18 protein-coding genes are annotated in these 19,462 nt (G+C 56.5%); 8 read left to right on the top strand and 10 right to left on the bottom strand.

Annotated elements, in window-relative coordinates; genetic code table 11:
* Window positions 1-95: 95 nt before the first annotated feature.
* The 3 genes from COMA1_RS16030 (at window position 96) to COMA1_RS16020 (ending at window position 2,389) form a co-directional block, all read left to right on the top strand.
* Entirely contained in the window at window positions 96-509 is a 414-nt protein-coding gene (locus COMA1_RS16030) for a secondary thiamine-phosphate synthase enzyme YjbQ (protein ID WP_090750382.1), read from the top strand.
* A gap of 130 nt (window positions 510-639) precedes the next feature.
* Window positions 640-1,653 carry a hypothetical protein gene (locus COMA1_RS16025; RefSeq protein ID WP_090750379.1) on the top strand — a complete coding sequence of 338 codons (1,014 nt, stop codon included), beginning with the start codon at window positions 640-642 and terminating at the stop codon, window positions 1,651-1,653.
* A gap of 61 nt (window positions 1,654-1,714) precedes the next feature.
* Window positions 1,715-2,389 carry a cysteine rich repeat-containing protein gene (locus tag COMA1_RS16020; protein WP_090750377.1) on the top strand — a complete coding sequence of 225 codons (675 nt, stop codon included), beginning with the start codon at window positions 1,715-1,717 and terminating at the stop codon, window positions 2,387-2,389.
* A gap of 72 nt (window positions 2,390-2,461) precedes the next feature.
* Here COMA1_RS16020 and COMA1_RS16015 read toward each other — a convergent pair whose 3' ends face one another.
* The 5 genes from COMA1_RS16015 to COMA1_RS15995 all read right to left on the bottom strand — a co-directional run bounded on the left by COMA1_RS16015 (window position 2,462) and on the right by COMA1_RS15995 (window position 9,379).
* Window positions 2,462-3,853 carry a serine/threonine-protein kinase gene (locus COMA1_RS16015; RefSeq protein WP_090750374.1) on the bottom strand — a complete coding sequence of 464 codons (1,392 nt, stop codon included), beginning with the start codon at window positions 3,851-3,853 and terminating at the stop codon, window positions 2,462-2,464.
* Window positions 3,854-4,158: 305 nt separating this feature from the next.
* A complete protein-coding gene (locus COMA1_RS16010) occupies window positions 4,159-5,007 on the bottom strand; it encodes a PHP domain-containing protein (RefSeq protein WP_090750371.1) in 849 nt (282 codons plus the stop codon).
* Entirely contained in the window at window positions 5,004-5,939 is a 936-nt protein-coding gene (gene folB / locus COMA1_RS16005) for a dihydroneopterin aldolase (RefSeq protein WP_090750368.1), read from the bottom strand. Before folB ends, COMA1_RS16010 begins: the two co-directional genes overlap by 4 nt.
* Before the next feature lie 96 nt (window positions 5,940-6,035).
* Window positions 6,036-7,586: an HD-GYP domain-containing protein gene (locus COMA1_RS16000; protein WP_090750365.1), complete on the bottom strand. Its 1,551-nt coding sequence runs from the start codon at window positions 7,584-7,586 to the stop codon at window positions 6,036-6,038.
* Window positions 7,583-9,379, bottom strand: coding sequence for a HEAT repeat domain-containing protein (locus COMA1_RS15995; protein ID WP_141654373.1), 1,797 nt, complete (start codon window positions 9,377-9,379; stop codon window positions 7,583-7,585). The genes COMA1_RS16000 and COMA1_RS15995 overlap by 4 nt, the downstream gene beginning before the upstream one ends.
* 131 nt (window positions 9,380-9,510) lie before the next feature.
* Here COMA1_RS15995 and COMA1_RS15990 point away from each other — a divergent pair, with 131 nt between their 5' ends.
* Both COMA1_RS15990 and COMA1_RS15985 read left to right on the top strand, forming a co-directional pair.
* Entirely contained in the window at window positions 9,511-10,146 is a 636-nt protein-coding gene (locus tag COMA1_RS15990; RefSeq protein ID WP_176698116.1) for an SGNH/GDSL hydrolase family protein, read from the top strand.
* A complete protein-coding gene (locus COMA1_RS15985; RefSeq protein ID WP_090750359.1) occupies window positions 10,143-10,478 on the top strand; it encodes a thioredoxin family protein in 336 nt (111 codons plus the stop codon). The genes COMA1_RS15990 and COMA1_RS15985 overlap by 4 nt, the downstream gene beginning before the upstream one ends.
* 21 nt (window positions 10,479-10,499) lie before the next feature.
* Here the strand turns inward: COMA1_RS15985 and zwf are convergent, their stop codons facing one another.
* From zwf to COMA1_RS15965, 4 genes are all read right to left on the bottom strand, one after another.
* Complete coding sequence (gene zwf, locus COMA1_RS15980; RefSeq protein ID WP_176698115.1) at window positions 10,500-12,047, bottom strand: glucose-6-phosphate dehydrogenase; 1,548 nt, start codon at window positions 12,045-12,047, stop codon at window positions 10,500-10,502.
* Window positions 12,048-12,071: 24 nt separating this feature from the next.
* The gene (gene gnd / locus COMA1_RS15975; protein WP_090750357.1) at window positions 12,072-12,968 is read right to left on the bottom strand and encodes a phosphogluconate dehydrogenase (NAD(+)-dependent, decarboxylating); all 897 of its coding nucleotides are present in this window, start codon (window positions 12,966-12,968) and stop codon (window positions 12,072-12,074) included.
* Window positions 12,969-13,106: 138 nt separating this feature from the next.
* A complete protein-coding gene (locus COMA1_RS15970) occupies window positions 13,107-13,892 on the bottom strand; it encodes a nucleotidyltransferase domain-containing protein (RefSeq protein WP_090750354.1) in 786 nt (261 codons plus the stop codon).
* Between the two features lie 130 nt (window positions 13,893-14,022).
* On the bottom strand, window positions 14,023-15,054 hold the full coding sequence (locus COMA1_RS15965) for a threonine aldolase family protein (protein WP_090750352.1): 1,032 nt from the start codon (window positions 15,052-15,054) through the stop codon (window positions 14,023-14,025).
* 299 nt (window positions 15,055-15,353) lie between these two features.
* Between COMA1_RS15965 and COMA1_RS15960 the strand changes: the two genes are divergently transcribed.
* Window positions 15,354-16,640, top strand: coding sequence for an NTP/NDP exchange transporter (locus COMA1_RS15960; RefSeq protein ID WP_090750350.1), 1,287 nt, complete (start codon window positions 15,354-15,356; stop codon window positions 16,638-16,640).
* A gap of 340 nt (window positions 16,641-16,980) precedes the next feature.
* Here the strand turns inward: COMA1_RS15960 and COMA1_RS15955 are convergent, their stop codons facing one another.
* On the bottom strand, window positions 16,981-17,811 hold the full coding sequence (locus tag COMA1_RS15955) for a hypothetical protein (protein WP_090750347.1): 831 nt from the start codon (window positions 17,809-17,811) through the stop codon (window positions 16,981-16,983).
* A 43-nt stretch (window positions 17,812-17,854) separates the two neighbouring features.
* Between COMA1_RS15955 and COMA1_RS15950 the strand changes: the two genes are divergently transcribed.
* Together COMA1_RS15950 and COMA1_RS15945 are read left to right on the top strand one after the other, a co-directional pair.
* Window positions 17,855-18,043, top strand: a complete 189-nt coding sequence (locus COMA1_RS15950; protein ID WP_090750345.1) for a hypothetical protein — start codon at window positions 17,855-17,857, stop codon at window positions 18,041-18,043.
* Window positions 18,033-19,400, top strand: coding sequence for a glutamate-5-semialdehyde dehydrogenase (locus tag COMA1_RS15945; protein WP_090750343.1), 1,368 nt, complete (start codon window positions 18,033-18,035; stop codon window positions 19,398-19,400). The genes COMA1_RS15950 and COMA1_RS15945 overlap by 11 nt, the downstream gene beginning before the upstream one ends.
* The last annotated feature ends 62 nt before the right edge of the window (window positions 19,401-19,462 follow it).

Raw genomic sequence — 19,462 nt, 5'->3', positions numbered from 1 at the left:
GAAGCTGGAACATTGGGCGAGAAGTTAGAAGTTAAATGGGATGAGCCTCTTGCATGTCCCTTGCGCCGGAAGGCAGAATGCGACGGTGAATCATCATGAAATCCTATCGCGAAGAACTCTGGTTTGAGACGAAGACCAGGCGAGCCTACATCAACATCACACCGCAGATTGAAGCCTTGATCCGCAAGAGCGAGGTGCGGGAAGGGCTGGTGTTGGTGAATGCCATGCACATTACGGCGAGCGTGTATATCAATGACGATGAACCGGGTCTTCTGCGGGACTATGATGACTTTCTCGAACGACTCGCTCCTCATGAGGCACGCTATCGACACAATGAAACCGGTGAGGATAATGGGGATGCGCACCTCAAACGGCAGGTGATGGGGCGAGAAGTGCTTGTCGCCATTACAGAGGGCCGGCTCGACTTCGGCCCATGGGAGCAAATCTTTTACGGGGAGTTCGATGGTCGCCGGCGCAAGCGCGTACTCGTCAAAATCATCGGTGAGTAAGGGGCCTTTGTGCATGGCCCTTTCGTCATGCCGACAATGTTGTTCGCGCTTGCACGGGGTACAAAAGTTTGGCAACATGCAGTCTGAGTTATAGGGCCATCGGTCGTGGCTCGTGTCGTAAGGAACAACAATGCTAGCCTGGTCTCGTCCGGACCCACTCACACGTGATCTCATCCATCTCATCAACGCCCGCCGTCATGAGCACGGGGATGCCGATGATGCCATCGATACCCTGCAGGCATTTCTGGAGCAGGGGCGTGAGCATGATCTGCTGACCGTTCTGGCCGCGCTCGATGAAGAAATGGCCGAGTGGCTGTTCGATCTGGTTGCCGAGGCGAGTTGTACGTTGCTCTTGGACGGGCCGCATGATGAAAAGCCGACCTATGCCACGATGGCCGCACTGGCGCTTCCGCTCCAGGCAAATTTGACCTCGCCGCTTAAGCTGAAGATCGATCCGATCGCAACCGCTGATTTGCTGCACAAACATCTGCAGCTTCCTCCAGGCACGGTCGTTCGAGTTGAATCGCGGCTGCTGACCGATGCCACGCTGGAGATGTTGAATCTCCAATTGTTCCATGATCATCTGGTGACGGTCGCTGATTCACGACGAGTCCAGTCCATCGTCGCTCGGTTGCTTCCACCGGTTGAGAACACCGCCTTTCTCTTGTTTGAGATGATGGGGGCCCCGGATCCGGGGTTGCCGGACTCATGGGAAGATCACCAACGCCGTGAGATTCTTGAGGGACTCGTCAAGCAATGTCCGGAGCTCGCCTGCGCACCAGACATGATCGAAGCACCGGTGTATGCCGCCTATGCGATGTTTGATGCCCAAAATGCCGTACGGCTTCACCATCTGGCGGATGAGACTGCTGCGGTGTGGCGGGAGTTGGACCCGCTCGTCAGGTCTCGCACCATCGTGCACCTTCACACGCAATGTGGGAATGGGGTCTACATGCCGGTGTGGACCGACTTGTTCGATCCGGAACTTCCAGAAGAGCATGGTCCGGTCTGGACCTCGCCGGATGTCTGGGTGTTCACGGCGGATCTTCCGATCGAATGGCCGGGAGAAATGCTGACCAACCGTCTTTTAGCCGAGGGCTGTACCAGGTTTGAAAATCATATCGTAGAAGCTCCAGAGAACTAGCTGTCCCCTTCCGGTTTAACTTCTCGAGATTTCTTCAGTGTGTGTAACATCACTCCATGTAATGGGTCTGCGCAAAACGCCTGTTTCGGTGATTTTCGAGCGGCTTTATTTTATTCTCACCTCGATGGTGCAACCAAAACAGACGAACCAATCTGCAAAGGCCACAGCGAGTCTCGTCACGGGAGGTGGGTTGATCCTCGTCTGGGCGATCATCTGGACGAATTTCCCGTCGAAGGACGAGCTCTTGTCCGCTCAATCAACAACAGTATCCGCAGACCGGCCACGCCAAGTTGAGCTCGACCTGACAATCCCCGGCGTACCACGCCGGTCTCTGCAGGGCTCGACAGGAACTGAAGAGTCATCACGTGGCACAGCAGGTAGTGGGAACGTTGCTCTGCAGGACAGTCGTGCGAGACAAATTGCGGAGGTACGGTGCGATGCACACGTGCAGGAATTTTGCCCCGACTCACTCACCGGGGACGAGAGACGACGTTGTGTGACGCAGCGCATGCGACAGTTCGATCAGTCCTGTCAGCAAATCGTCCGACAGCGCATGATGCGGTGGAAAGCTGCCGATGGATATCGGTTGGCTTGTGCGGCAGATGTCAAGCGCATGTGCCAGACCGTAGAGTCGGGGGAGGGCCGCATTCTCGCGTGCTTACAAGAACACGAACAGGATCTCTCGGAAGCCTGCTACCAAAGCCTGCTGAAGGGTCGACCTCATTTCACAAACTGAACACTCCACCCTGCGTGGTATTCTGATGTGAGCCCTGGCGTATACGATGCCGAGGGTTCACGGCTTTCATCTTTATGCCGCCAACCCTTGGGTGCAAGAGCGAAGCGCTGTGGCAAACTCGCCGGCGCTGCGGTAGCGTTGGGCCGGGTCTTTCTGCAACGCGCGATCCATGACGTCCTTGACGGTGGGAGGTAGATCAGGTCTGAGCGCCTTCAGACTCGGATGGGGTGTCTGGGCGATGGCGAATAAGAGCGCGGATACGTTGTCGGCCAGGAACGGAGGCCGACCGGTCAGCAGTTCGAACATGACGACGCCAAGCGAGAAGATATCAGAACGTCCGTCTACCTTTTTCCCTGCGATCTGTTCCGGAGACATGTAGGTGGGCGTACCCATCACGATATTCGTCTGAGTCTTGGCGGACATCGCCATCTTGGCGATACCGAAATCCATGATCTTCACGACTTGTTCCTTGGTCAGCATGATATTGGCCGGTTTGATATCACGATGGACCACGCCTTGTTGGTGAGCATAGTCCATTGCCTCGGCGACGGTGGCCACGATCGAAGTCACATGATCGAACGGCAGCAACTTTGGTTTCCGTGACCACTCCTTGAGCGTCGTCCCTTCGAGCAGTTCCATGGCGATGTATCCAAGAGCCCCCTCTTCCCCTGCATCGAAAATCGTGACGATGTTTGGGTGTGACAACCGACCTGTGGATTCCGCCTCCCGAAAGAATCGTGCCTTTAGTTCCTGGAGTTTATCGGGATCGTCGGTCTCGTCGAGCCGCATGGTTTTGATCGCCACGAATCGCTGAATAGTCGGATCCTTTCCGAGGTACACCACGCCCATTGCTCCACGTCCCAACTCCTTTAAAACTTTATAGCGACCAAGTGTCGAAGGTGAGCCGCCCTGTGTGGTGGGGTGACGAGGTGCGGTGCCCACTTCGCAGGCGTCATCCTCTTCCTGTCCGAGCGCATCGGGTGTTGTGAGGGAGGCTGTATGGTGAGTTGTCTTCGATGGTGTTGCAAAGAATCGGTGGAGCGCATCAACATTGAGCAACCAGGTCGTGGTAATCCAGAGACCGGTGAGAGTGAGGATTGCCGTTTGAGCGATGGCATAGCGTGCTATCCCAAGGCTGTCGATGAGCGAGGGGCCCAGAACTCGAAGGGTTTTGTCCACTGCCATGACGATGAAGAGGGTCGTGACGGGAAGGGTCATCCGTTTAAGGAACGACTGGCCTTGTCCGTCATCCGGCATCGTGTGAACCAGGCGGGCTGATATCAGGAAGAGGGTCACAACTCCGATCGCTTCGATGATCAGGTGAACAGTTTGGGCGCCGTTCAGACCGAAGAGGGTGAGTGGAAACGATTGAGCCGCAGATAGTTTGCTCAATATGGGACCAGCGAAGAGAGCCGCGCAGGTCATCAGAAAATACGGTAGAGCCCAGCGTGACGTAGTGATCATAACCGACGTGTTGAGAGGACAGGCAGAGTCTAGCCGATCTGAGAAGGGAGTCAACGGATTGAAGAAATCATGCGATGGACACGAACCGATCGAAGCCCATCTGGCAGGATGTGGAAAAACCCCGCCAGCGGCGTTCTCGCTTCGCGCAGAGGCTCACCGTACGGCACAGAGTACGATTCGCTTCTCCGCTCGCTGCGGCCTTGCTGGACGGACTTTTTGCGCATCCTGCCAGGCTGTTCAGCGTCGTCTCACGTCTCGATATCTGTGACGGCTACAGAGGTCAAGATGAGTTTGCCCGCAACCTGCTAGACCCGTCCGACAGCGGCCTTCATTTTCGTGAGCAGAGAGGTGGGGACATGCAAAGTGCCCTTGCCGATTCCAACGTCAATGTCGGGTTTCGTGAGACCATGGAAGTCGCTTCCTCCGGTGACCAACAGGCCGAGCTGCTGGGCAAGGCTCAGATACTCGCGCGTTTGACGGGTTGCATGGGTGCTGTAGTAGACCTCCACACCATCGAGTCCAGCAGATTTGAGATCTCGAACCAGTTCGATTAACGAGCGATCAGCGAGTTTGACCCAGGTCGGATGGGCCAAGACGGCCAATCCTCCAGCTGCTTTAATCCATTGAATGGCTTCAGCGGGACTTGGGAGATCGCGAGGCACGTAGGCGGGTTTTCCATCGGCAAGAAAACGATCAAAGGCCTCCTTGGCCGACGAGACCACCTGTTTGTCCATCAAGGCACGAGCGATGTGTGGTCTACCCACTGAGTCACTACCCGCAAGAGCTCGAACTTCGTCGTAGGTGATGTCAATCCCGAGTGCTTGGAGCCGTTCAACGATTTGTGGATTGCGCCGGTGTCGACTGTCACGCAAGGTTTTGAATCGTTCATTGAGGGCAGTATCTTGCCAGTCAAGAAAGTAGCCAAGAATATGCAACTCTGATCGGTCACTGATGGAGCTCACTTCGACACCTGGGATGACTTCAATTCCACAGTGTTCCCCCGCCGTGACTGCCTCGGCCACACCGGTCATGATGTCGTGATCTGTGATAGCGAGGGCCGTCACACCGGCTTGATGCGCGAGGCGGACGACCTCTGCGGGCGTACAGCTTCCGTCAGAGTGGGTTGTATGAAGATGAAGGTCCAAGCGGCTCATACTAAAGTTCCAGGGGTGAAAGGTTTTTGTGCCACGAGTTGCGCCGTGTAGGCCAAATCTCCGTCTCGAGCCCCTTCATGTAATCCTTCATCATAGTGAAGGACACGAAGTCCGGCGGTAAGGCCCAATAGCTCCCCATGGCTCAGGCAGAACTCCCGACGCCGTGGATGCTGGTAATGGAGGTGCTGATCGATGAGAAAGGTCTCATAGACCAACAGTCCACCAGGTTTCAGTGCGCGAATGAGATGTGGAAAGAGCGGTCGATGCAGATACAAGAAGACGAGGATAGCGTCATGTCGTTCCTCCCCAAGATCCGGCGGATGCGGGGATTCCAAGTCCAGTGCTTGCGTCGTGACGCCGGCGAGCTGTCTCGATCGCGCGTCGGTCAACAGTTGTGCGAGCGCTTGCTCATCTCGGTCGATGGCCTCGACCTGGTACCCGAGAGATGAGAGAAACAACGTGTGTCGTCCTCTTCCCGAGGCGACGTCGAGGACCAACCCCTTGGGGAGGCGATCCAACTGCTGTACGAGAAACCTCGATGGGTATGGATCTGCGCGGAGCAACAGTTGGGCAAACCTGGTTCGCTCAATGGTAATGCCGACTGATGAGGTGATATGGACGAGTGGCGGATGCAATTTGCGCAACCAGAGCTTGATCCGATCAACAGGGAATTCGGCAAAGATAACAGCCATGAACTGTTCGGCGAATGACTCTAGAAGTTGCGCCTCTCGGCCGGTTCCGATTTCGACGATACGGCTGACCACGGCCGCGTAGTCGATGGTGTGGCGTAGATCGTCAGAAATCCCCGCATGATCCATCCGGCAATCCAACTCCAGATCGACGGCGAGGGCTTGCGGGCGCGCGCGTTCTTCAGGTGTCATGCCGCAACGACCACGAAATTCCAATCGTTCGATGCAGATCTGGTTGGTCATGAGGGCATTGTCGAAGATCCTCTTTTGACCTGTCAAGTCAGTGGGAGGGAAAGTGAGAGGGAGGGGCAATGGCGAGGATAGAGGCTGTCGGTCGGGTTAGACAAAATAACGGCTGGTATCGAATTTGTGCTCGGTGTTGTCGACCAACCGGATAATGCTGTATCGGTAGTTGCCGGTCTCGTCTTTCTCGGTCAGGTCCAGCTCGGGGCCGTTGTCGATGGGATTGCCCTGTGCATCAGTGATAATTTTGACAATCGGCCGCTCGCTCTCGGTTTTATCGACGGCTGGCTTGAGCACGACGGCGAATTCGTCCGAGTCCAAGACGACCAGGCTGCCGATTGGAATGATGCCCACGCAGGTCACAAATAGCTTGAGAAGACTGGAGTCGAAGCTCTTGCCGGATTTGGCAAGCATCATGGTGAGGACCTTCGCGGGAGACATGGGCTCACGGCGGTAGACACGAGACGATGTCATGGCATCGTAGCAATCCGCGATCGTCAGAATGCGGCCGGTGAGTGACAGCTTCCACGGTAGTTTCAACTTTGGATAGCCGGAGTAGTCCAGATTCATATGGTGTTCAAACGATGCGGCGACCATGCGCGCCGGCAGGTTGGTGATGCCGCGCAACTGTGTGAGTGTCAAGACTCCCTCCGTCGGATGGTTTCGCATCATGGTCCAGTCGTCTTCCGTAAACTCTCCAGGCTTATTCAGTACCTCAAGCGGAATGGAGGCCTTGCCCATGTCATGGAAGAGTGCGGCCAATCCGAGGTCGGCTAGCTCGACCTTTGGGTAGCCGGCTCGATTGGCGAGCGCGATGGAGAGGAGCGCGACGTTGACGGAATGGTTATGGGTATATTGATCGTGGCAACGCAAGGTCGTGAGACCCAGCAAGATCGGCTCGTCTTGCATCATGAGATCAACGATATTTTGAATGGCACGCTTGGCATGTTTAAAACTCAAGGCCTTACCGTCGCTGGAGGCTTGCGTCAGGTTTCCGACGGCTTCAGCGGCTTTCCCATAGGCCGATTTTGATTGGGCCTTATGTCGAGCTTTGGCATTTCCGCCTCCGAGGAGATCCTCGCTGAGAGTGAGAGACCGAGGATCTTTGAGGGTGACAGCTGTGACTGCCAGTTTGCTCAACGTCTGCCTGAAGTCTTCGATTGATTTGGTTGCGGGGTCGAGTGTGACAAACAGATGGGCGAACTCTCGAATTTCTTTCGATGTGACTGATGACTCGAAGGTGATCCCTCCGATACCCCACTTCTTCCATGCATCGATGATACTTGAGACAACCAGCATCTGCTGTGCGGTCACTTTGAGATAGTGCTCGCCCAGAAAGAGAAAATCATCTTGCAACCACACAGTGACTGGTTGATCGTGGGCCAAGGTTTGAATGAGTGTCAACATGGTCTCGACCGGTTTGTCGAGTGCAGCATTCTCGCGGCCATGGATCTTGGAGGTCTTGATCAGGGTATTCAGCTGAGTGATGAGTTGGAATCCCAACATCACCAGTTGCTGGTCGAGAATATCGTCGGCCTCCGACCCGTGGCCAATTTTCCGTGAAAGCGATGTTTCGTGTGTCAGGATCGGCTGAAGGCCTTCTATGCGCGAGGGCTTTTGCAGAAGTTTGAACGGACGTTCGTTCACGGGCGAGCCTCTTGGGAGAAGGTGTCAGTAGAAGGAGCTCCACGCTGGAGACGTTGTGCTTGTGTCAGTGCAGCGGCACAGGCTTGACGAACTACCGTGGAGCCTTTTTGAGCACCGATGGACAGTGCGTCCATTGCCGCGGGAGTGGCGAGTTTGCCAAGCATTTCAGCACCCAGGACCGCCAATTCTTCTTTCTTTTTACGGTTTCTCCACGCCCATCCGGTCATGAGTTTTTGCCAATAAGGGATCGCCTCATCCCCGCAAGTGGCACGGATGGCCTGAAACACCGCACGACGCTCACTGAGAGGACGGTCCACGAACTGATCCTCTGAGAGGAGAGGAGACCACAGGGCAAACGGAACCGTGTATTGGCCAGACATCAATGGTTTCAGTGCTGCAAACCGGACGCTTTCATCCGTATCATCCATGAGTGAGACGAGTTTGGTGCCGTTTCCGTTTGGACGGAACAGGCTGATGGCGCGGATGACGTCCCGTCGGACATGGGCATCGGGGTACCGAATCACCTTTTCGATCGATTCGATGAATTTGGGGTTGTTCCATTTGATCAGGATTGCCAGCAGATGGCGGACATAGGCTGGTCGACGATCGAAGAGGCCCCTGACCACGGAGTCGGGGTGATCCTTGGCCAACACCGCTAAGGCATCGGCTACGATGGCCTGGTGAGCCGGCACCGTGAGCTTCCCAAGCATCGAGCAGAGCGCCGGGACGGCATCTGGTGTCATCAACAGCAGAACCGTAGACAGCCCTTCGACATTCGCATTGGGAGTGCGATTCAGGTAATTCTCAATTGTCTTGACCCGTTCTGCACGACTCAGCCCACTAAGGACAGACGCCAGCTGTTGTTTGTGTTCATCACCGAGATCCGGTCGAACGGTGTCGGTTTCATGTAGCAGGCTCAAGACACTTTCGAGGACCGTCCACTTTCCCTCCTGTAGCAGTGAGTCGACGATAGTGCTCCAGAGGCTAAAGAGCTTCGTCAATAGCTTCGAGGATTGTTCCGACGCCAGGATGGCCGTCAGCATGTCCAAAATGTACATGAGCGCATCTTGTTTTCGCTCGCTCTCAATTTCTTTTGCCAGAGTGGCGAGTTCTTCTTCGGTAACCTCAAAGCCGGTCAGACCGGACTGAAACCGATTCGTAGCATTGCCGCCGCTCGTGCCATCGCTTCCCGCTCGCTTTTTGCGGTTGACTTCCTGGTCCAACAACGCTCGGAGTGTCGTATCCGAGGAGCTGATCTTCCCATCCAGCCGGAAAAAGCCGTCATTGGCCTTCGAGAGTTCTTCAGCCGTTGCGACGGTGATGGTTGACAGATTTTTTGACCACAGGCGAGTGACGATGTCGTCATCGTCCTCGTCGGTCGTCTCGATCTCTTTCCAGAGAGCGGATAAGAAAAAGGAGAGGTCCTCTTCAGTGAGACCTTGATAGAGGACCAGTTCTCGAATACCGTCGGCATACAGTTTGAACGCAAGACTCTCGCCTCCGCCCTCCGATGCCGATTCGTAGACGACATAGTCTTTGCAAGACAATTCAGACCGCTGAACCAAAATGGCCAGCTTTGCGTAGGTTGACAGGTGCGCAGTGAGTTCTTCAAACAGCTGATGCGAGAACTTCTGAGCGACTGGGTTGGCGGAACCGTAGGTTCGATTCGACTTTGCAGTTTTGTCCAATAGCTTCAGGACACGCTTGATTGAGACGATCTCCGGATCTTCCGCGCCTCGTGCTGCAACGGCAGCCGCGAGCATCTCCTGCGCCGACGTGACGTTTATGGACATAAGAGTAAGACCTACCGAGAGATCCAATATTCGTCAAGGAAATCACCATTCTTCGCTGTTGAGGGTGCGGAAGGGCTGCAGCATGAGCGGCTTGTATGACATCAGAGGCATCGGTAGAATCGACGTACGCGATGAGCCGATCACCTCTCATGATCTGTTTTGGGGATAGTCTAACGGCGGGATTCCAGTCACCGACAAGGGAGAATCCGACCGGACGAGAGACTCCGTACGGACAGTTCCTCCAGTTGTATCTGGATGATGCGGTAGAGATTCGCGTCAGCGGGGTTTGTGGTGAGCTGACAGGAGAGATGGTTGCCCGATTTGGGCGAGACGTCCTCGATCACAAGCCGAAGTATGTGACTATCCTCGGCGGAACAAATGATCTCGGTTGGCAAGCGTCACCGCAAGACATCATCCATAATCTCATCACGATGTATGAGCAAGTTTTGGGAATGGGGAGCTTGCCGATTCCCGTGACGGTTCCCTCCATTCGCGTGGAAGGTGCGGCGGAGAGCCGGGAAGGACAGGCGTGGGTCGCCGAGCACCTGGCTCGTCGAAGCCAGTTGAATCGACTGATCCGGGAGTATGCCGATTTGAAACGACTTGCCTACGTTGATTTATTCGCTGCGACGGCTGAGCTAGAGAGTGGCCAACTGGCAGTAAACTATTCAAACGACGGCATTCACCTGACCACCGCAGGCTATCGGCTCTTTGCTGAGCGAGTCGCCCTGGTTTTACAACCGCTCTTGGAACAGGGCCGCCGATGACGAGATCTACGCTCCAGGCCGTCACTGATCGAGACTTTGCCCGAGTGGTTGAAGCCAGCTCCGTACCGGTGCTGGTCGAGTTCTGGAAACCTGCGTGTGGTCATTGCCGAGCGTTGATGAAAGAATTGGAGCAATTACAGGAAGAATTGGAGGAGCAGGTAGCTATCCTGACGATGAACGTTGAGGAACAGTTTCAGATTGCCGCCGAGTTAGAAATTGCGTCGCTCCCAGCGCTGGCGCTCTACAAGAACGGTGAGTTGGTGACCTTCATCGGAGGGCTTGGGAAAAAGGAGGCCATACGGACGAAGATTGAAACCGCTTTGTCCGGCTGATTCCGCTGTTTATCGGGCTTCTTACAGCACCCGCCAGGTGCGGCCGTCGTTTTGGATCAGGCGATCGGCTTCAACAGGCCCCCAGCTGCCGGCTTGGTATTCAGGGAGCCAGCGCTGGCCGGACTTTTCCCAGGCTTCGAGGATCTGGGTGATCCAGGCCCAGGACGCTTCGACTGCGTCACGGCGCATGAAGCGGGATGCATCGCCTGCCATCACGTCGAGTAGAAGGCGTTCGTAGGCCTCTGGGGATGGCCGGCCGAAGACCTCTCCATACTTAAAGTTCATCTCTACCGGATGGGTTTGCGCGCGCGTGCCGGGCACGCGAGAGACGATACGAAGCGACAAGCCTTCCTCCGGTTGAATCTTCAAGGCCAGGACGTTTGGGGCTTGAGGGTTTTGTTGGTTGGCATTGAAGAGGATCTGCGGGATCTCTTTGAATTGGACCGCAACCTCGCTGGCCCGTAAGGGTAACGCTTTCCCCGTACGCAGATAGAAGGGGACTCCCGACCAGCGCCAGTTCTCGACGAAACATTTTACGGCCACATAGGTTTCGGTGGTGGAGTCTGGTTTCACGCCTTTCTCACGGCGATAGCCCGGCACCTGTGTGCCATGGACTTTTCCCTCGGTGTATTGCGCTCGCACGGTACACGTATCGACATCTTTGGCCGTGATGGGTCGCAGGCAGCGGAGAACTTCCATTTTGGCGTTTCGCACGACGTTCGGGTCCAGCGAGTAGGGCGGCTCCATCGCTACCAGGCACAGAAGCTGGAGGAGATGATTCTGAATCATGTCTCGCAGTGCGCCCGCCTCTTCGTAGTAGGTGGCTCTCGTCCCAACCCCTTCGGCTTCGCTGACGGTGATCTGGACGTGGTCGACGTACTTGTGGTTCCAGATCGGCTCAAAGATGCTGTTGGCAAAACGGACGACCATGAGATTCTGAACGGTCTCTTTGCCCAGATAATGATCGATCCGGAAAATCTGCGATTCGTCAAAGACCCGGCCGGTGACTTCGTTGATGGTTTTCGCGGAGGCCAGGTCACGCCCGACCGGTTTTTCGACGATGATGCGGGTATAGGGGGAGTGAGCACCGGGAGAGCCTGACAGGCCGGCATGCGACAAGCCTTCGCAGACGGAGGTGAACGAGCTAGGCGGAATGCTGAGATAGAAAATGCGGTTTCCCGGTAGTTGGAACTTCTGCTCCAGTTCCTCGATGCGAGCCTTGAGTTGCGCATACGTCTGCGCGTCGTCGTTCCCTCCCGCCATGTAAAACAGGTGTTCGGAAAAGGCCTTCCATTTTTCCTCGAGTAATTCCTGGCGAGAATGTTTGATGACCCCTTCACGAACGGTGGCTCGAAACTCTTCATCGGTCATTGGGGTGCGCCCAAGACCGATGACGACATAATTCGACGGCATCAGGGTATCAAGAAGGAGATTGTAGACGGCCGGAATCAGGCGACGGCGGGCCAAATCACCAGAACCTCCAAAAATGACCAGTGCGCAGGGTTCAACGGGAGGGAGTGGCTCCCGGACAGGGTTGACATCGATGCGTTGCGTATTCGTGGGTGTCATGGATGATTCCTCAGACAAAGCGGCTTATGATTTGCGGACGGCGTGACCGCCGAAGGCATTGCGCAAGGCCGCCAGCATTTTTTCGGCAAACGACTGCTCCTGCCGTGATCGAAATCGTGTGAAAAGCGCTGTGGTGAGGGTAGGGACCGGAACGTCTTTTTCGATGGCGTCGGCGATCATCCAGCGGCCTTCTCCGGAATCCTGGACGTATCCCTTCAGCTGATCTAGTTTCGGATCCTGTTTGAGCGCGCCGGCTGCCAACTCCAAGAGCCATGATCGGACAACGCTGCCCTGCATCCACAGATCCGCGATACGGGCTAGGTTCAGCTTGTACTCACTCTTCGACATCAACTCGAATCCTTCGGCATAGCCCTGCATCATGCTGTATTCGATCCCATTGTGGACCATCTTCACGTAATGTCCGGCGCCGACTGCGCCGACATGCGCCCATCCATTCTCAGGGGCCAAGGTTTTGAACACCGGGGCGAGTTGTTGGACAACGGCTTCTTCGCCGCCCACCATGAGGCAGTACCCCACCGTAAGTCCCCAAATGCCTCCGCTGGTTCCAGCGTCCACGTAGTGAATCCCTTTGGTCTTCAGCTCTGCGGCGCGCCGCACGTCGTCGTGGAATCGCGTGTTTCCCCCATCCACGATGGTGTCGCCAGGCTGTAACAATGCGGCAACGGCTTTGATGGTTTCTTCGGTCGGGGCTCCGGAGGGAACCATAACCCAGACGGCTTTGGGCGCGCTCAGCTTACCGACGAGATCGGCAAGGGATGAGGATCCGATGCAGCCCAGGCCTTCGGCCTGCTTGATCAGGTCGTTTGAGCGATCATAAACTACTATCCGATGTTGGTCGCGTCGAAGCCGCGTGACCATGTTCATGCCCATCTTGCCTAATCCGATAAATCCCAGTTCCATAAAAAGGCTCCTTGGTATGAAGGTCGGTGATGAAGAACTGTGCCGGCCGATGGAGTGGCATAGCCAGAGGCGCAGGCTACTTCCATCGCCGGCAAGTCATGTCGTCATGCAGAGGTACTGGTCCTGTACCCTCCGTGGTCAATCGATACGAGCCGGATTCGGGACATCCTTAAAGAGGAGATCGGCAAATTGCCGGCCGAAGTTGAGCCGGTCGGCGAGAGTCGCGGAGGTCAGGAACTGTCCGGCTAGGTCGGCGAGGGTGGGCTCGCGGGAAAACATGAACCGATGGACATCCACCGGTGCGACCAGCCAAAACCCTCTCAGCCGAAAGAAGGCGGAAATGCAATCTTCGTAAAACAGTGTCAATAGGTAGTAGGCGGTGCCCGGTTTGTCTACGAGGTCCTGCGCCTTGCCTAAGAGATGATAGCATTCCGCTTTGAGACGAATCTGCTCATTGATGGACGCAGACGGCGGGCCCTGTCGGAAGCGCTGATGGACTTTGTCGAGGAGCTTGGCGCAGACACCGTCGTGATCGTAGAGGATCCGACTTTTTCGCAAGAGGGAAGGGAGTCGCAGGGAGTAGGCAAGGTCTTCTTCAACCGAGCGGTGGCCATGATAGCGGATATCAGCGAGTCGCTCGCCGACTCGGAGAATTTCATGACCCTCCGCTTCACCCTTGACGAGAGCAAGCAGATCGATATCGCTATGGGCGGTGAGTGTACGTCGTGCCCCGGATCCGACCAGGAGGATGCCGACTAAGTCACCTCCTCTACGGCCCTTCACGTGCCGGACGGCTACTTCAATGCCGTCTTCAAATCCTGGAGGCGGAGGACTCTCCGGTTGTTCCGGCGGCTCCGGCACGTCGAGCAACTCGGCATTCAGTTCTTCACGAGTAGGAGTGGTGGACGCCGTGATGGATTCCATAGACATCTATACTTGTTGCGGGTGGTTATGGATGATGGCTGTCTTGCACATTTATGACGCGAGGTCCCCCATCCCGCGACATCACTTCGGCATTCTATGGATCAAGGGATAGCCTGTCAATGTCGAATGCTCATCGAGGGAGCACCCGCGTGAAGGCTACGACGGCTTCTTCAATCTGAGGCTCTGCAATATCCAGGTGTGTGACGGCGCGATAGCTCTTGCCGCCGACCGAGTTGATGAGCACCCCCTGCTCTTTGAGTGCGGTAACCAGTTCGTTCGGTGAGCGTCCCTCGTCGAGGATGTCGAAGATCACGATATTCGTTTCCACATGCTGTGGGGCAATCTGGATCGCTGGAATTTGTTGAAGCAAGCGGGCCAGCTTTTTCGCATGTTCGTGGTCGGTCTTGAGACGAGCCACATGTCGTTCCAACGCATAGATGCCGGCGGCGGCCAACACACCGGCCTGACGCATGGCGCCTCCGTACATGCGACGAAAGCGACGGGCTCGCTCGATGAGCTTGGGATCGTTGGAGAGGAGCAGCGATCCGACGGGCGCGCCGAGTCCCTTCGAGAGGCAGAGCGAGACGGTTTCAAAGTGCTGAGCATACGCGGTCGGCGGAAGCGTCGTGGCGGCCACGGCATTGAAGAGTCTGGCGCCGTCCAGGTGCATCGGGATGCCGTGCCGCACCGCAATCGTGCGAATTTTTTCGATCGTTGAAAGGGGGTAGATGGTGCCGCCGCCGGCATTGTGTGTATTCTCCAGACAGATCAGCGCGGTTGTGATGCTGTGCGGATCAGTCGGTCGGATCGCGGCTTCCACCTGCTCAGCCGTGATGATGCCGCGTTCTCCCGGCACCCAGTGCAGCTGCACGCCGGCCAGGGCACCGGCTGCACCCTGCTCGTATCGGACGATATGGCTTGTGCTTTCGACGATGACTTCTTGTCCTGGTTGGGTCTGAACGCGAATCGCCAGTTGATTGGCCATCGTGCCGGAAGGAACGAAGAGACAGAACCGCTTGCCCAGCATCGCTCCGGCCATGTCTTGCAGTCGATTGACGGTCGGGTCTTCGCCATAGACGTCATCGCCCACGTCCGCGCGGGCCATCGCCTTGCGCATCTCATCGGTCGGTTTGGTGACGGTATCACTACGAAGATCAATCATTCCCACGGCCTCCCTCGCCTGCATTGTTCATGAACACTTCTACTGCACCCGCCGATACGCCGCTGTGACAAGCCTGGCCGCGGTCTGTCAGCGGCCAGGCGAGCAGGCTCGCCCTTCGTGACTTCGACATACTGTTTTAAGTATGCCTTGGTTTCTCAGGGCTCCGCGTGCCCGTCTCGTCTGGCGTGTCGTCGGTTTCGTCACGAACTGTCATGAATAATGCGGGCTAGCATGTGGCAGGGCATTGTAACAGATCTTCTACTTGCAGGCGACGATACACCTGATACACTGCGGGCGCCATGGATGATCCACGTCATGCTCGACTTCAGCGATGGGCCGACTTCCTAGGAGCAAAACAGGAAGAGTTGGTGCCCTTGGCCTGGGCGTTCGCCTATTTCTTCTGCCTCCTGTGCGGGTATTCCATCCTCCGTCCCGTACGTGACGAAATGGCCATCGAAGGGGGACTCAAGCATCTCCCGTGGATGATGACGGCGACGTTTCTCACGATGCTCGCGGCTACGCCGCTCTTCGGGTGGCTCTCTGCGCGATGCTCACGCTATCGACTGTTGCTGACGGTGTACGGGTTCATTATTGCGAATCTGCTGGCCTACTATCTGTTGATGACAAGTCATGTGTATCCCGAGTGGGTGGCCCGCAGCTTTTTTGTGTGGCTCTCAGTAATCAATCTATTGATCGTGTCGGTGTTCTGGAGCTTCATGGCCGATCTCTTCACAACCGAGCAGGGGACAAGACTGTTCGGAGTAATTGCGGCAGGGGGGAGTAGCGGAGCGTTGGTCGGCCCGTTGATCACAACCGGACTGACGTTTGTTTTTCCGGTGCCGGTGCTCATGCTGGCCTCGGCGGGATTTCTGTCCCTCTGTCTGGGATGTATCTATCGACTCGAACGATGGGGACGTGAACGGTCCGAACATCACCAGCCACGACCAGGTGATCCGCTTCACGGCAGCTTCCTCGCCGGCATTCGTCTAACTCTCTCCTCGCCCTACTTGATGAAGATCTGCGGATACCTGGCTTGTCTGACCATGACCGCCACATTTCTCTATCTTGAGCAGACTCGCCTGGTATCGGAATATCTCGATCAGCCCGAAGCCCGCACGCGACTCTTTTCCAGTCTGGACTTTACGACTGGTCTGTTGACGTGGTTGACCCAGGTGTTTCTCACGCAACGAGTCATTCGGCGATTCGGTCTGGTCGCTCCATTATTGTTTTTGCCCGTGATCAGTGTGATGGGATTTTTGGGCATCGCCTTATGGCCGACTCTTGCACTCTACGTGGTCTTTTCCGTGTTACGGCGGGTGGGGGAGTATGCGCTCTCGAAGCCGGCACGTGAAGTGCTCTTTACTGTCGTCAGTCGTGAAGAGAAATATAAGGCCAAGAATTTCATCGACACGGCCATCTCGCGTGGTGGCGATGCCTCAACCGGATGGCTGGTCACGGGTGTAAAAGCCCTTGGTGCCACGACGGCTCAGATCGCATGGGCCATGGTGCCGTTGATGTTCCTCTGGGCTTGGTTGGCGACGGTGCTGGCTCGGCAAGAGAGCCAGCGGTCGTCATCACCTTCGTAGAAGACTGTGTGAAGCTGTTTTGTCTCGTTCTGAAAAACGAATGAGGTGCTTCAGCTCTTGGCGCGTCTGAGCAGTCGTCTCATCAAGAGATGGCATACAACGGCTCCCGACAGCCTCGCAGGCCGTGTAAGCCTGTCATACGTTGCTGTCGCTGACGTTACGGTTCGAGAAGTTTCGCACGCGCGTGTCGAGTGTAGCGGCGTCCGCTCATTTGCCGGAGCCTGTCGGCGAGATCAGAACAGCCCTGTGAATATGGAGGGTGTCTTGGGTTGGCTCGTTCGTGGTTCGACTCGCGCACCACGAACGAGGCTTGTCCCAAGACTGCGTCAGAGGCTACCGATTAATCGTGGACCGTCACCGATCCGATGACGTACGAGCTGGTTCGGCCTGCTCTGGCTCCTCGGATTCGTACTTCGGAGACATCGCGTACATGCTCACGGAGCGTCCACGTGTTGTTGGCTTGCAGCTCGGGCCAGAACCACCAGGTGCCGTCGCGCTTCCGGAACCAGAGCTGGATCGAGGTATCAGGGAGCACCTGAATGGATTCCATGTCAAAGTACATGGGCGCGTGGGTGTCGGTTGTGCTGAGCCATATCTTGACCCATTGGCTTTGGTCATGAGAGGTCAGGACGCGCGGGGTTCTGACCCAATCCACATCGGTGCATTTCCATTCCACGAGTCTGCCGAATCCTCGTCCCAGGCCGTCTCCCGGATCCGGAAGGGTGTAGCACTCGATGCCCGTCTCCATACTCAAATGGTAATGGGCCGAGCCGATGGTCTCAAGGTTGACGTCGCTGCGAGAACAGTGTTGACGGTAGGTCCAGCAGTTGGTGTGCTTGGTGCTGTCGCACATTTGCAGCTGCCCATTCGGTCCACGGCTGCTTTTGAGGGCCAAGGTCGATCTGGCATGCCCGTAGATCTGTCCCAGTGCAGCTTCGTCGTCGAACGTGACCAGGCACGATTGGCGAGAACCCTCGGCCGAACGCGCTTGCACGGCTTTGGGCGGTTGGCTCTCTCGCTCTCGTTCGGCGACTTGTTCAGGGGTGGCCTGCGTCGGTGCCGCCAACGTCGGTGAGGATTTCAACTGCGCGCAGGCTCCCAACGTTGCTGTGAGGATTAGGCAGAACGCCAGGTACCACCCGCGTCCGTTCATTTGCACTCCAGACCGCATTGTTCCTCCTTCGTCCGGCTCACCGCGAGGTGTTCGCGCCGGTTTGCTATTCGTCATTCTTCTCGATCAGTGCCGTATTCGGTACGCCTTGGATCTCGACGATGGTTTACTGATTGAAAAATCGCGTGGTATAGTCCGCCGTCTCCATCATCAGGTCGGTGCTCACGAGGTGATCGTGATGGCAACGACGCAGTTCAACCTGTTTGCGGATCATGAGGCCTATGGCGATTGACGTTCCTGCCAAATTATACATCGAGAAGCTCCTGAAAGACTCACGGAGTATCGCAAGCGCCATGGGGCTCCTCCCAGGCTCGGTCAAGACGAGGGCCCTTCACGCCATGGCTGAGCGCGTGGCCTCCGACCACGGCACAATTCTAACGGCGAATGCGAAGGATGTCGAGGCGGTGGGAAAGTCTTTTGGGGAGGGGACCGCAAAGGAGCGGATGAAGGCTGCCGTGGCCCATGTGCGGGTGACGGCTGAGCAGCTCCACGAGCTGGTTGAACAACTTCATCAGATTGCCGAGCTGCCGGATCCGGTGGGGCTGATGGTGTCACGGCAGGAGCGTCCGGATGGCTTGCTCGTCTCGCGGGTTAAGGTGCCGATCGGCGTGCTTGCCGTGCTTTCAGAGCGCAGTCCGCTCGTCAGTATGGAGTCGATTGCCCTGGGGTTCAAGTCTGGGAACTTCTGTATTCTTCGTGGGGCTCCAGAATGGCGGTACACGTACCAGGCGATTGACGCGGGATTGCGTGAGGCGGCCGTGAAGAGCGGAGTGCCGGCTGGGGCGTGGGTTCTGATTGATCGGCCGGACAAGGATGTCGCGATTGAGCTGATGCGATCGGCAAAAGCGGTGGATGCTCTCATCGTGAGAGGCGGCGCCGGGTTACGAAAGGCTGTCGCGGAGCAGGCGAAGGTGCCGGTGTTGTGCGATGACGGTGGGGTGACGCACCTGTATATCGATGGCGACAGCGACATTCCAATGGCGCAAAACCTCGTGATTAACTCGAAGGTCCAACAGCCGGGAGCCTCCAATTCCCTGGATACGTTGCTGGTGCAACAGGTGATTGGACGACAGTTCCTGCCGCCGGTGATTAATCGATTACTTGATGAATTTAAGGTAGAAGTGCATGCCTGCCCGAAGACTGTTGCCCTCATGGGGCAGATGGCCATGACGGGCCATACGGCGATCGTTCCCGCAACGGAGGCGGATTGGCGCACCCAGTTTGCCGGACGGACGTTAGCCATTAAGATGGTGGAAGGTTTGGACGAGGCCCTGGCTCACATTGCCGCCCATCGCCCCTGCCTGACAGCGGTGATCGCCACCAACCGCTATGAGTCGGCGATGCGATTCACCAGAGAGGTCGATGCCGGCGCCGTGCTGGTGAATGCGTCAACCAGGCTCCATGCCGGGGAGGCTTTTGGGATGGGACGCGATATGGGGTTGAGTGTTGGGAAGCTGCATGCGAAGGGCCCGATTGGTCTGGAGCAGCTGACGTGTGAGAAGTATGTCGCATTCGGATCCGGTCAGCTGCGGTTACCCCATCCGGTGCCGGAGACATATTTCGACGCCATCATGTTGAAACGGCCGTAGGCGCCTACTGAAAAGGCTTCCCAGCTTCGTTCTCAGTCGTTCGAACCACACTCACCGTACCC

The organism is Candidatus Nitrospira nitrosa, assembly GCF_001458735.1.
GTDB lineage: Bacteria > Nitrospirota > Nitrospiria > Nitrospirales > Nitrospiraceae > Nitrospira_D > Nitrospira_D nitrosa.
This window is presented reverse-complemented; position numbering and strand designations above follow the sequence as displayed.

Excerpts from the sequence above, each read along its gene's own strand:
- COMA1_RS15985 (WP_090750359.1), top strand. The coding sequence starts at position 10,143 with ATGACGAGATCTACGCTCCAGGCCGTCACTGATCGAGACTTTGCCCGA.
- COMA1_RS16025 (WP_090750379.1), top strand. The coding sequence starts at position 640 with ATGCTAGCCTGGTCTCGTCCGGACCCACTCACACGTGATCTCATCCAT.
- COMA1_RS15955 (WP_090750347.1), bottom strand. The coding sequence starts at position 17,811 with ATGCGGTCTGGAGTGCAAATGAACGGACGCGGGTGGTACCTGGCGTTC.
- COMA1_RS15960 (WP_090750350.1), top strand. The coding sequence starts at position 15,354 with ATGGATGATCCACGTCATGCTCGACTTCAGCGATGGGCCGACTTCCTA.
- COMA1_RS16020 (WP_090750377.1), top strand. The coding sequence starts at position 1,715 with ATGGGTCTGCGCAAAACGCCTGTTTCGGTGATTTTCGAGCGGCTTTAT.
- COMA1_RS15965 (WP_090750352.1), bottom strand. The coding sequence starts at position 15,054 with ATGATTGATCTTCGTAGTGATACCGTCACCAAACCGACCGATGAGATG.
- COMA1_RS15990 (WP_176698116.1), top strand. The coding sequence starts at position 9,511 with ATGAGCCGATCACCTCTCATGATCTGTTTTGGGGATAGTCTAACGGCG.
- COMA1_RS16030 (WP_090750382.1), top strand. The coding sequence starts at position 96 with ATGAAATCCTATCGCGAAGAACTCTGGTTTGAGACGAAGACCAGGCGA.
- COMA1_RS15970 (WP_090750354.1), bottom strand. The coding sequence starts at position 13,892 with ATGGAATCCATCACGGCGTCCACCACTCCTACTCGTGAAGAACTGAAT.
- gnd (WP_090750357.1), bottom strand. The coding sequence starts at position 12,968 with ATGGAACTGGGATTTATCGGATTAGGCAAGATGGGCATGAACATGGTC.
- zwf (WP_176698115.1), bottom strand. The coding sequence starts at position 12,047 with ATGACACCCACGAATACGCAACGCATCGATGTCAACCCTGTCCGGGAG.
- COMA1_RS16010 (WP_090750371.1), bottom strand. The coding sequence starts at position 5,007 with ATGAGCCGCTTGGACCTTCATCTTCATACAACCCACTCTGACGGAAGC.
- COMA1_RS15995 (WP_141654373.1), bottom strand. The coding sequence starts at position 9,379 with ATGTCCATAAACGTCACGTCGGCGCAGGAGATGCTCGCGGCTGCCGTT.
- COMA1_RS16015 (WP_090750374.1), bottom strand. The coding sequence starts at position 3,853 with ATGATCACTACGTCACGCTGGGCTCTACCGTATTTTCTGATGACCTGC.
- folB (WP_090750368.1), bottom strand. The coding sequence starts at position 5,939 with ATGACCAACCAGATCTGCATCGAACGATTGGAATTTCGTGGTCGTTGC.
- COMA1_RS15945 (WP_090750343.1), top strand. The coding sequence starts at position 18,033 with ATGGCGATTGACGTTCCTGCCAAATTATACATCGAGAAGCTCCTGAAA.